Below are 11,406 nucleotides of genomic sequence, written 5' to 3'. Positions count from 1 at the left end.
CCCCAAACCCCCCCGCGCATTAGTTTTTCGGTGGGATGCTTACAGACAGCTGCTGATATATCTGTAATAATTTAAAAGTCACTGATAATTGCTGATTATCGGTGTTCCTGCAAATGTGGGATGCACCCTAATAATGGCATGAACAGTGCTGTCTTTTCACTGGTTACTGTTTACTGATAACTGATAACTGATAACTGATAACTGATTTAGGCTGTTACTAGGGTTGCTTCCTTAGCTGCCATCATTTTCATTAGGTCTAACATCCGGCAGGAGTAACCCCACTCGTTATCGTACCAAGAGACGACCTTAAAGAAATTGGCATTAAGTTGAATGCCGGCTTTAGCATCAAAGATACTGGAACGGGGGTCAGTGATAAAGTCACTCGATACCACTTCCTCATCGGTATAACCGAGGATACCTTTCATCGGTCCTTCGCTGGCGGCTTTCATAGCGGCGCAGATTTCCTCGTAACTGGTGGCTTTTTCGGTTTTAAAGGTCAAATCCACCGCCGAAACGTTGGGAGTTGGCACACGGAAGGCCATACCGGTTAATTTGCCTTTGAGGGAAGGAATAACTAGGGTTACTGCTTTGGCTGCCCCCGTGGAGGAGGGGATAATATTTTGACCAGCGCCGCGACCACCGCGCCAATCTTTTTTCGATGGACCATCGACGGTGGGTTGAGTGGCGGTCATCGAGTGTACTGTGGTCATTAATCCTTCCGCTAGTCCGAAGTTATCGTTAATAACTTTGGTGATCGGGGCTAAACAATTGGTGGTACAACTAGCGTTAGAGACGATCAGATCCTTAGCGGGATCGTACTCATTGTCGTTAACGCCTAGTACAATAGTACGAATTTTGTCGGGATCTTTGGTGGGTGCCGAGATAACCACCCGTTTGGCCCCGGCTTCTAGGTGTTTTCCTGCTCCTTCGGCGGTGGTAAATAAACCGGTGGACTCGACCACATAATCGGCCCCGGTTGCACCCCAGGGTAGTTGAGCGGGGTCTTTAATCGAGTAACAGGGGATAAACTTACCATCCACGACGATGCCATCTTCCTTCGCTTCTACCGTACCCTGAAAACGTCCGTGGGTGGAGTCGTATTTGAGCAGATAGGCAATATTATCGGGGGGGACGAGATCATTGATACCAACAAACTCGAAATCAGGATTTTGGATACCCGCCCTAAAAACGAGGCGACCGATACGACCAAATCCGTTGATGGCGACTCTTACTTTTGTCATGAAAAAAACTCCTTTGCAGCTGCGATAAGCTTAGGCACGATCAAGAAAAAATCATTTGAGAATTGATTAGCCTGTAGAGAATCACTATATATGCTAATCAGCTTTTGTTGATCGCTAGATGAAGTATAGAAAGATTTTAAGTTTCAGTCCTTCCAAGATAAAAAATCATCAATTTGCTATCCTACTCATCCCTACCACCGGCATCGAGAAAACCTGATTAGGCCCTTGCCGACCAACGAGAATCTGATTATATAGCCTTTTGGGAAAAGTTGACATTAAAAAATAATTAAAAGCTTCCTGAGAATTTGTGGATTCCTAAGTTAAGAACATATTAATATGCCTTTAAAAGCGAGTTAAAAACCCCGCCCGACTGACATAAATTCCCCTAGCCGGATTGGCAAAATATAGCTTATTTTAATAGTTTTTTACGCTCCGAAAGGTTAGACTCTTGATTACAGTTTGAAAACTGACCGAGGGTTAACCCTCTCGATAATCTGGAGAAATTGTCTATCAACTCTCTTAATCTCATACTTCATAGATATTGGAGAAATATTCATGGTATCCGCACCAGAAAGACCCTTAACAGAGCAAAATCCCCTTTCTCAAGACGAACTCTATAAAACCCATGCCTATTGGCGCGCTTGTAACTATTTAGCTGTAGGTATGATTTATCTACGCGATAATCCCCTGCTCAAAGAACATCTTAAACCCGAACACGTTAAGTATCGCTTACTTGGTCACTGGGGAGCAAGTCCGGCCTTAAGTTTTACCTACGTTCACCTCAACCGTTTAATCAAAAAATACGACCTCGATATGATTTTTATGGCCGGTCCCGGCCATGGAGCGCCGGGGGTACTCGGTCCGGTTTATCTAGAAGGAACCTATTCGGAAATTTACCCCGATAAAAGTGAAGACGAGGAAGGATTACAAAAATTCTTTAAACAATTTTCTTTTCCCGGTCACATCGGTAGTCACGTCACCCCCGAAACCCCCGGTTCTATCCATGAGGGCGGCGAACTGGGTTATAGTGTTTCCCATGCCTACGGTTCTGTTTTTGACAATCCCGACCTAATTACGGCCGTGGTGGTGGGTGATGGGGAAGCAGAAACCGGTCCCCTTGCTACCGCATGGCACTCGAATAAATTCCTTAACCCGATTCGCGATGGTGCGGTACTGCCAATTTTAAACTTAAACGGTTATAAAATCGCTAATCCCACCATTCTCTCCCGTATTTCGACCCACGAGTTAGAAAGTCTCTTTGTTGGTTACGGTTACACTCCCTACATCGTCGAATGTAAGGAAGATGAAGACCTCATGCACTGCCATCAAAAAATGGCCGCCACCCTAGAACACTGTATCAATCAGATTCGCTCCTATCAACAGGAAGCTCGCAGCACGGGAGTGGCTAAACGTTACCCTTGGCCGATGATTATCCTGCGGTCCCCCAAGGGTTGGACGGGTCCGAAAAACGTTGATGGTCATAAAGTAGAAGGATTCTGGCGCGCTCACCAAGTCCCCATGGGTGCTATGCAGGAAAACCCCGACCACTTGAGAAAATTAGAGGAGTGGATGAAAAGCTATAACCCGGAGGAATTATTTGACTATACCACAGGTCAATTTAAGCCGGAATTTAAAGAACTCGCTCCTATTGGTCATCGTCGCATGAGTGCTAATCCCCACGCTAATGGCGGATTGCTGCGTAAAGACCTAAAAATGCCCGATTTTCGTCAGTATGCCGTAGATGTCACCCACCCGGGCCAGGTGGAAGCGGAAAACACGGGAGTGATGGGGGTATTTTTGCGGGATGTCATGCGAAATAATATGACTAATTTTCGCGTCTTTGGTCCGGATGAAACTGCTTCTAATCGTTTAGCGGCTCTCTATGAAGTGACTAAAAAAGCTTGGTTAGCTGATACCTATCCGGAGGATTTAGATGGTAGCCAATTATCTCCCGATGGTCGTGTGATGGAGATGCTGAGTGAACATACTTTAGTCGGTTGGTTAGAGGGTTATTTATTATCCGGTCGTCACGGTTTATTTCACTCCTACGAGGCTTTTGCTCACGTTATCGATTCCATGTTCAACCAACACGCTAAATGGCTCGATATCTGCAAAAATCATGTGCCTTGGCGTGCTTCTGTTTCCTCTTGGAATCTCTTATTATCCTCGGTGGTTTGGCGGCAGGATCACAACGGGTTTAGTCACCAAGACCCCGGTTTTATCGATTTAGTAACCAATAAAAGTGCCGACGTGGTGCGGGTTTATCTTCCCCCCGATGGTAACTGTTTATTAAGTGTGACTAATCACTGTCTCAAGAGCAAGGATTACACTAATATTATCGTTGCTGATAAACAGAAACACCTGCAATATTTGACCATTGAAGAAGCAATTAAACACTGCACCAAAGGTATCGGTATTTGGGATTGGGCCAGTAACGATGATGATGGAACAAATCCCGATGAACCAGATGTAATTATGGCTTGCTGTGGGGATATTATCACTAAAGAATCTTTGGCAGCAACGGCAATTCTACGGGAGGAATTCCCCTACTTAAAAGTTCGCTTTATCAACGTGGTTGATCTGTTTAAATTACAGTCGGAAAGTGAACACCCCCATGGTTTATCAGAACGGGATTTTGATAGTTTATTTACCCCTGATAAGCCAATTATCTTTAATTTCCACGGTTATCCTTGGCTGATTCATAAACTTACCTACCGTCGCAGTAATCAAGAACGTATTCATGTGCGTGGTTACAAAGAAGAAGGGAATATTAATACTCCCCTAGAATTAGCGATTCGTAACCAAGTTGATCGTTTTCATCTAGTAATTGATGTGATTGATCGCGTGCCAAAATTAGGTTCTGCTGCTGGTCATGTGAAAGAACGGATGAAAAATGCCATTATCGATAATCTCGATTATGCTTTTACCAATGGCATCGATAAGGACGAGATTACTAACTGGAAATGGCCCTATTAATTAGGCTAGAAAGTGGTTTAGGTGATGATAATTTATTAGTTTATCGATAAATTTCATCTTCCTATTCCACCTAAATAAAATATTATTTGAGTTTAATTATGGTGCAATTAATAGAGTTTGTATATAGCGGTTTTCACAGAAGTGAGTCCCGATTGAAACACTGAAATGCCTATCTATCAAGGGATTTACCATAGCAATTCAGTTTGAGATGTCAATACGGAGAATGAGTAAGTCTAACTCATACCAATTCTCCAAAATCTGACTAAAAAAATTTTCATCCCCCCAGCATCTCCATCCCTGTTAAAAAAAAGGGAAAAAGGGGGACTTAAATTCGATGATTTGATCTGTAATTTCTCTGGGCAAAAATTGCTATTAACTACCCGGAGGGGGAATTACAGGAATTTCGATACCGTCCGGCGCTAAGGGGGGAGGTGTGGGGGTTAGTTCTGGCTGATAAACAGGTTCAGGCGTACTAACTAAGGGGAGATTGTCCACCACGGGAAGACGGGGAGTAATGGGTTGCGAAAACATTGCTTGAATTGCCGCTTTTCTGGTTTCTGGAGGTTCCAAGGCTTGCTGCCAGAGACTTTCATAAAAGAAGAAAATCACCCCTAAACCCCGTTGACGAGCAGCCAATACCTTTTCTTCAATCAAGGGTAGGGCAATCGGTCGATTGCGTAAACCGGTTAAAACCCCCACACCGGTGGGGATAGTTTGCTGGGTTTCTTGAATTTCGGGACGCTCTAATTGTTTGAGAAAACTGGGCAGATCGGGACGATAAACCTGTACGATTAACTCATCGACTAATCCTTGCCGCACCCAAGCGAGCCAATCCTGTAAATGACCATTATAGGCGAATTCGTAGGGATTAGGGGCGATCGAAAGCAGTATATTCGGTTTAATTGCCTGAATTGATTCTTTGAGATTAGCCAGAAAAGCGGTGATTTTATCGGCCCGCCATTTTGTCCATTCGGGATCCCGGGGGTTAGCCGGAGGTGTTTTTTCGGTTTCCTGTTGATAAAGAGCGATAGTATAGGGATCATAGCCGAATTCATTCGGTAAACTCAGATGATCGTCGAATTGGATGCCGTTAATATCGTATTGTCCCACCACTTCCAAGACTAACTCCCGCAGAAAATTCTGCACCTCGGGACGGAAGGGATTCAACCACACCACCTCACCGGCTGCCCCCACCCAAGTGGTTCCCCCGTCGCGTTTTTGGGTTAACCAGTCCTGATGTTTTAAGGCTAATTCTGAGGTGGGAGGGGCCATAAATCCGAATTCAAACCAAGGAATGACCAATAATCCCCTGCCACGGGTTTGTTCCACCAATTCTGCCAAGATATCTTGTCCCTGCGCTCCCTTAGGCACAAAAGGCTGTATTCCTTCCCGTTTCGCGATCGCGCTAGGATAGAGAGCATAACCGGAATTCCAGACCACGGGATAGATAGCATTAAAATTAAGATTAACTAATTGCTCGATCGCCTGTTGTCGTTTATCCCTGTCCATCAGCATCGCAGTATCGTTGGTGGTAATCCAAACACCGCGAATATCAGGATCTCGACTTTGAGAGAAAGCGGTAGAAAAATAGCCTAAGAATACGACTATCAGAAAAGATGCTAAGAATAGTAGTATAGGGAACTTTTTAAGAATTTGCCGCCAAACGCTAGTCGGAATTAGAAAAGTCATTTCTTTAGGGTGAGAATTAACGGTTTTAACTGGTTATAATAACAGCTTTGCTCAACTCTTTGAGGCTAGATTGACCCAAAATATATATTTACCTATTTCTTCCTTCGCCACAATTGACCTTGAGGATAGAAATAATCAAGACGAATATCGAATTGATCTAGGGCCACTAATAACCGATTGGAAGGACGAAAAAGAAATAAGTTGGCCTGGGGAATTTCTAGAACTTCTTTTAACTTATCGGTATCGGGGTTAGTGGTAGTCAGGAAGTATTGTACATCAGCATTAAGACGATAATTAAGGGAAAGCAAATCACCTAAGTTAGTCCAGTCATTACCTTCGTCGCTGATAATAATGGCATTGGGTACAGCATTAATTTTTCTGGCAACTTCGCCATTCCAATAACTAGGAACTTTTGCCCAACTGGTTTCGGAAAGAGCATTATTAAAGTTCGATATTATACTAGCAGTTAACAAAAAAGTCAAGATAATTTTACCTAAAAATTTACCTTGATTAAGCAATTGTGACAAGAAAAAAGCTACAGTTATATAGATAGTGGGAAAGGAGGCAATTAGATAACGGGTGACAGTTGATCTAGTGGTGGTCAAAATTAGATCGGGAATGACTAAAGCGAGGAAAGGTACAAAGGTTGAGGTAATCAGAAAAGTAAAAACTATCGGGTTATTGTAGCGATAAACTCGCTCAAAAGCATAGATAATTAAGATTAAAAAAATCAGTCTATATATATAGGTGAAGATGTTATTAAAACCAAAATCACTATCGCTAAATAGAGAAGTAAAAGTTAAGAGCCATAATTTACCGAACAATCCCCAATCGAGATAGTTAACGGCAGCCCAACTGGTGGAGTTAAATGCCCTTTGAGAGTTAGTTAAAAAAACCTGTAACCAGGGTATATATAAAATTATCATTGTTAACCCAGATAACAGGAAAAATATCAAGTTATTTTTTCGCTCTGGTTTCATAACAAGATACCAAAGTATCAAGGATGCTTGAGCAAATAAGTTGAGAATAAAAAAGAGATGGGTGTAGAGTCCGAGAGTATTAGCGACGGTGTATAAAGACCAATTAACAAAAGTTGTTTTTTTGAAGCATTTTAACAGCATTAATTGACTGATTATCGTTAACAAAACTAAAAGACTATACTGACGGGACATTTGAGCAAATATTATATCAACTGGAGAGAGTGCCAAGAAAATTACTGCTAAAATTGCCGTTAACTTTGCCGCAAATAATTCTAGGGATAGATAGTAAATAAATGGCAGGGAGAGAAGACTAAAAACAATCGCTAAACTGCGGGAAGAAACGGGAGAAAAACCGAATATTTTTTCCCAATAGCGAGAGATAATAAAGTATAAAGGTGGGTGTTGAGGGTCTTCTTTAGCGAGAGATTTTATTGTATCAAAAACATTACTTTCAGGTTTTAGCTGTTGAAATTTTCCTAATTCTCTGGTAGATAAAAGACGATTTTGAAAGATAGTGTCGGCGATTTCTTTTGCTTGATAACCAGTGGTTCTAATGGTGGTGTAGGATTCATCATGCCAATAGATTTTTTTATCGATATTTGCGAAACGAAAAACCACACCGAGAGTTAGGATAATTGCCAAAAGTATTAAGAGCCAATTGGGAGTTTTATAATTAATATTTGCTTTCATTTTAATCTCTTCGGGTCTAATTCCCCGCCGCTCGCGGCGTACAATAGAAAAATGAGTGAATACATCCATAAGAGCCATAATGTAAGTGTTTTGCTATATCATTTAGTGTTCCCAGCCAAATATCGTAAAGCCGTTTTCGACGAACAGGTAGATAGCTTGTTGAAAGAAGTCTGTCTAGAGATGGAAAAACGATACGAGATAAAGTTTGTAGAAATTGGAGTGGATAAAGATCATGTGCATTTTCTGGTGCAATCAGTACCGACCTATAGTGTGACAAGGATAGTGACAATGATTAAAAGTATAACGGCGAGAGAAATTTTCAAAAAGTGTCCTCAAGTGAAAAAGCAGTTGTGGGGAGGAGAGTTTTGGAGTGATGGATATTACGCAAGTACGGTAGGAAAGCATGGGGATGAAGGTATGATAGCGAGATATGTAAAAGAACAAGATAAAGAATACCTGCAGCTACACCAAAATCTACAATTGAGTCTATTTTGATTCTGATACCCCGTCCGCTTGCGGCGGGGTAGTTCATTAATTAGAGCGACTTTGTTTAAGATTAAGAAACTTGGTAAATTCTGGTTGAAAAAGTAGCTTAATTGTGCCAGTGGGACCGTTACGGTGTTTAGTAATAATTACTTCGGCCACACCTCGATCGGGACTATCGGGGTTATAATATTCATCTCGGTATAACATCATAATTAAATCCGCATCCTGTTCGATACTATTATGGACGATGATATTATTGGCAATAAAGTTATGCAATTTATCTACTGTTAAATCATACACTTCTGTCTCTCCATCCGCTTGAATTGCCATAACTTCATCCCAATTAAAAGTTAGGTCTGAATTACTCAGAGAGCGAGGTAAAGCGATATAATTACCAATATTTAATTCATCTAATCTTTGCCAACCGTGGACAGTCAAAAATTGATGATTGGCTGTAGCTCTAATCGTGCGACCTAAACGAGTTGTTAATCGAAAAACTGGCTTAAATCCTGTGGAAAAGGCCTTAGTTACCAGTGCTTTTTCTAATTTCATTGTTTCCTCATTAAGAGCAAAAACCGTAAAATTAGAGCAATTCACTAACTGACAAATTGGCACTTTAGCACGAGGATCAGCTAACTCAACTAAACTATCACCCGCTAAACATCCCGACTCGCGTAAATCGGACATCATCGGTCTTTTATTATTGCGAGATTCCACAGCGCGACTTAACTGAGAAAGAGCAATTACTGGAGCATGAATTTCTCTGGCTAAACCCTTAAGACTGCGGGTAATTTTAGAAAGTTCCTGAACACGATTATCACCTCCCCCTTCCATTAATTGCAGATAATCGATTAAAACTAATCCCATTTGTCCCTTTTTTTCTGCCTGTAAACGCCGCACTTGGGAACGCATTTGAATCACACTTAAATTGGCACTATCATCGATATATATGGGCAAATTTAATAACTTTTCTAGTCCCCCAAGAACCTTCTCTAAATCATTTTGTCCCAAACGGCCCGATCGAATCCGATTACTTTCGATTTTAGCCTCATTCGATAACAAACGTTGGGCTAATTGTTCCTTAGACATTTCCAAACTAAAGACAGCCACGGGTAAATTCTGTTGAGCGATATTATAGGCAATATTAAGAGCAAAAGAAGTTTTTCCCATGGAAGGCCTACCCGCGATAATAACTAAATCCGAGGGTTGTAAACCACTGGTCATCGCATCGAGATCATAAAATTGAGTTTCGATACCGGGTAGAGTTGTCGTCTCCTGCATTTTCTCAATTTCGTTAAAAGTTTCGATTAAAGTATCCCCCAGAAAAATTAAACCCTCCTGGGGTCGTTTTTGGGTGAGACGAAAAATCTTTTGTTCCGATTCATCGAAAACATTTTCTAATTCTAGCGTCGTATCTCTGGCTAACTCGATAATTTCTCCCCCGGTGGAAATTAACTGACGACGCATATATTTATCCATCACTAATTCAGCATAGCGATCGATGTTGGCAGCCGAGACAGTGCGCTCAATTAATTGTAACAATCGCGGCATTCCCCCGATTTCTTCCAGCAGATGATTATCCTGTAACCAACTGCTAACCGTCATTAAATCCGTCGGTTTTCCCTTCCCTTGTAAAGCAAGCGCCGCACGATAAATATCTTGATGGGTTTTCACATAGAAAGCTTCTGGAATTAAAAAATCACTGATTCTACCTAACGCTTTTGGATCTAGTAAAATACCACCTAAGATAGATTCTTCCGCTTCAATATTTTGGGGGGGGAGGGATTGATCGCTAATCATTGTCAATGCTGACCGTGCTTTATCATTAATTATAGTCATTCACCCTAATTAAATACAAATGTTCAGGTTAATGATCGGGGTTGAGTTTTGGGGTTTTAGGGTTTTGGGGTTTTAGTTGAAATTTCTCCACATCCCCACTTCCCCACATCCCCACATCCCCATATCCCTTTTAAACAGGATTTAGTATGACTTTAATTGACTCCTCTGCGCTCTCCCCGGCCGTTTACTTTATTGGTGCAGGACCCGGAGATCCGGAATTATTGACAGTAAAAGCCTATAAAATTCTCCAAAAAGCCGATGTCATCCTCTTTGCTGATTCCCTCGTCCCCAAACAGATTCTTGAGGACACTCCTAAAGATGCCGAGTTAATTCCCACCAGTAGCATCACCCTAGAGGAAATTATCCCTTTAATGATCGATCGCGTGCGTCGGGGTTTAGCGGTGGTGCGACTGCAATCGGGGGATTTAAGTCTCTATAGTGCCATCCAAGAACAAATTGAGCTTTTGACAGCAGCAGATATCCCCTTTCAGCTAATCCCCGGAATTAGTGCCTTCCAAGGATTAGCGGCCAAATTGGCCCTAGAATTAACGATTCCGGAATTAGTCCAGACAATTATTCTAACCCGGGTGGAAGGAAAAGCCTCTCCCATGCCAGAAAGTGAAGAATTAGCCTCTTTAGCCGCTCATAAAGCCAGTTTATGCCTATATTTAGCCGCCCGTCACGTTGACAAAGCCCAGGAAAAACTCCTACGATACTACTCACCAGAGCAACAGGTGGCCGTTTGTTTCCGTCTCGGTTGGCCCGACGAAAAAATCTGGGTTGTCCCCCTGTCAGAGATGGCCCAATTAACCCATCGGGAAAATTTAACTAGAACTACCCTTTATCTAATTAGTCCCGCTTTAAACCAGATTACAGGAACTCGATCGCAACTTTATCACCCGCAACATTCCCATCTTTTCCGTCCTCATCCTTAGGTATTTTCTGGGGAATCTATCGAAAGAAATACTAGGTTTCTACCTCAAGTTAGAGTTAAAGAGCGGCGATTTTGTTTAGGATTATTTCAGGAGGTAGGACAATTTTAAAAACGTTTAAAATTAGTCTAACAATCCATGCACAGCTGCCCTATTTGTTCGGGAATTACCCTTCGTCACCTTTTGGCTAGTCGTGCCTACTGGTATTGTCCTCACTGTCGTCAGGAGGTTCCTAACTTCCTTGATTGCTCCAGTCCTCGCAGGGTAGAGCGAGTTAGAGCGAGAAAAACAGTCTAGATTTTCAAGTTGGTAGATGGCAATAAGATCTGTGGGATGGGTTAAAAATTAACCCACCCCACTTTACCTGTCTAGGGTTCGCTGAATAAATCTAAAAACCTTGTTGGATAATATCTTTAGACTTTTTTGAAATCAAAAAGTACCTGCGATGGGAGTGATCGGGGGGAAAATTCCGGGACTTTTTCCCTGAAAATTAGGTAATTGACCGCCTCAAAATCGGTAAAACCCTACACCCTACACCCTACACCCCACACCCCACACCCCACACCCCACACC

Annotated in this window: 7 protein-coding genes; 3 read left to right on the top strand and 4 right to left on the bottom strand. The window is 42.1% G+C overall.

Translation table 11 applies throughout. The features are described 5' to 3' along the window. Positions 1-206: 206 nt before the first annotated feature. A complete protein-coding gene (gene gap / locus IQ224_RS17190; RefSeq protein WP_002793129.1) occupies positions 207-1,241 on the bottom strand; it encodes a type I glyceraldehyde-3-phosphate dehydrogenase in 1,035 nt (344 codons plus the stop codon). A 555-nt stretch (positions 1,242-1,796) separates the two neighbouring features. Here gap and IQ224_RS17185 point away from each other — a divergent pair. Beyond that, positions 1,797-4,217, top strand: coding sequence for a phosphoketolase (locus IQ224_RS17185; RefSeq protein WP_194033263.1), 2,421 nt, complete (start codon positions 1,797-1,799; stop codon positions 4,215-4,217). A 372-nt stretch (positions 4,218-4,589) separates the two neighbouring features. Here the strand turns inward: IQ224_RS17185 and IQ224_RS17180 are convergent, their stop codons facing one another. Next, complete coding sequence (locus IQ224_RS17180; RefSeq protein WP_194033262.1) at positions 4,590-5,906, bottom strand: family 10 glycosylhydrolase; 1,317 nt, start codon at positions 5,904-5,906, stop codon at positions 4,590-4,592. A 92-nt stretch (positions 5,907-5,998) separates the two neighbouring features. Continuing rightward, positions 5,999-7,576 (bottom strand): glycosyltransferase family 39 protein, encoded by a 1,578-nt coding sequence (locus tag IQ224_RS17175; RefSeq protein ID WP_002743687.1) that lies wholly within the window; start codon positions 7,574-7,576, stop codon positions 5,999-6,001. Positions 7,577-7,627: 51 nt separating this feature from the next. Here IQ224_RS17175 and tnpA point away from each other — a divergent pair, with 51 nt between their 5' ends. Beyond that, positions 7,628-8,071, top strand: coding sequence for an IS200/IS605 family transposase (gene tnpA, locus IQ224_RS17170; RefSeq protein WP_002740761.1), 444 nt, complete (start codon positions 7,628-7,630; stop codon positions 8,069-8,071). Positions 8,072-8,107: 36 nt separating this feature from the next. Here tnpA and dnaB read toward each other — a convergent pair whose 3' ends face one another. Continuing rightward, positions 8,108-9,862 carry a replicative DNA helicase gene (dnaB, locus tag IQ224_RS17165; protein WP_194033264.1) on the bottom strand — a complete coding sequence of 585 codons (1,755 nt, stop codon included), beginning with the start codon at positions 9,860-9,862 and terminating at the stop codon, positions 8,108-8,110. 185 nt (positions 9,863-10,047) lie between these two features. Here dnaB and cobM point away from each other — a divergent pair, with 185 nt between their 5' ends. Further along, positions 10,048-10,836: a precorrin-4 C(11)-methyltransferase gene (gene cobM, locus IQ224_RS17160; RefSeq protein ID WP_002743689.1), complete on the top strand. Its 789-nt coding sequence runs from the start codon at positions 10,048-10,050 to the stop codon at positions 10,834-10,836. The last annotated feature ends 570 nt before the right edge of the window (positions 10,837-11,406 follow it).

Origin of the sequence: Microcystis sp. LEGE 00066 (assembly GCF_015207925.1) — a bacterium.
Lineage (GTDB): Bacteria > Cyanobacteriota > Cyanobacteriia > Cyanobacteriales > Microcystaceae > Microcystis > Microcystis ichthyoblabe_A.
The sequence above is the reverse complement of the archived record's forward strand: the minus strand, read 5'-3'. Positions and strand labels throughout refer to the sequence as shown.

Bases quoted from the DNA above. Each gene is read 5' to 3' on its own strand.
- gap (WP_002793129.1), bottom strand. From the start codon at position 1,241: ATGACAAAAGTAAGAGTCGCCATCAACGGATTTGGTCGTATCGGTCGC.
- IQ224_RS17185 (WP_194033263.1), top strand. From the start codon at position 1,797: ATGGTATCCGCACCAGAAAGACCCTTAACAGAGCAAAATCCCCTTTCT.
- IQ224_RS17180 (WP_194033262.1), bottom strand. From the start codon at position 5,906: ATGACTTTTCTAATTCCGACTAGCGTTTGGCGGCAAATTCTTAAAAAG.
- IQ224_RS17175 (WP_002743687.1), bottom strand. From the start codon at position 7,576: ATGAAAGCAAATATTAATTATAAAACTCCCAATTGGCTCTTAATACTT.
- tnpA (WP_002740761.1), top strand. From the start codon at position 7,628: ATGAGTGAATACATCCATAAGAGCCATAATGTAAGTGTTTTGCTATAT.
- dnaB (WP_194033264.1), bottom strand. From the start codon at position 9,862: ATGATTAGCGATCAATCCCTCCCCCCCCAAAATATTGAAGCGGAAGAA.
- cobM (WP_002743689.1), top strand. From the start codon at position 10,048: ATGACTTTAATTGACTCCTCTGCGCTCTCCCCGGCCGTTTACTTTATT.